Below are 313 nucleotides of genomic sequence, written 5' to 3' on the forward strand. Positions count from 1 at the left end.
TTAAGGTATCCGGGTTGATTTTGGATTTCTTATAGGTATAATCATAATACTTTTTGTTCGTTTTATATTTGTTCGGATTAAAGCTGCTGACAACCGTTACCGTGCGGAGTCCGTCATTTCCGTACTGCCAGACTTCATAAGCGGTTTTCCAGTTGCCTTTATCGTCTTTTTCCCGCTCCCTGAAATCATCATAGGAACGGAGTCCGTCGGTTCCTTTTTTCTGGAAATAGTCATACTTTGTACCGTTTGATTTCTTTCCGGTTTTATTGTCTTTTTCATACTCTCTGGTGACATAAAACTGCTCCGTCACCAC

The 313-nt window shown here is 40.6% G+C and carries 1 protein-coding gene; it reads right to left on the reverse strand.

Going from position 1 to position 313, the window contains the following annotated elements:
* Window positions 1–313, reverse strand: a 313-nt coding sequence (locus tag DW019_RS14815; protein ID WP_207663947.1) for a hypothetical protein, incomplete at both ends; no start/stop codon positions are given.

Origin of the sequence: Clostridium sp. AF37-5 (assembly GCF_003477605.1) — a bacterium.
In the GTDB taxonomy this organism is placed as follows: Bacteria; Bacillota; Clostridia; order Lachnospirales; family Lachnospiraceae; genus Eubacterium_F.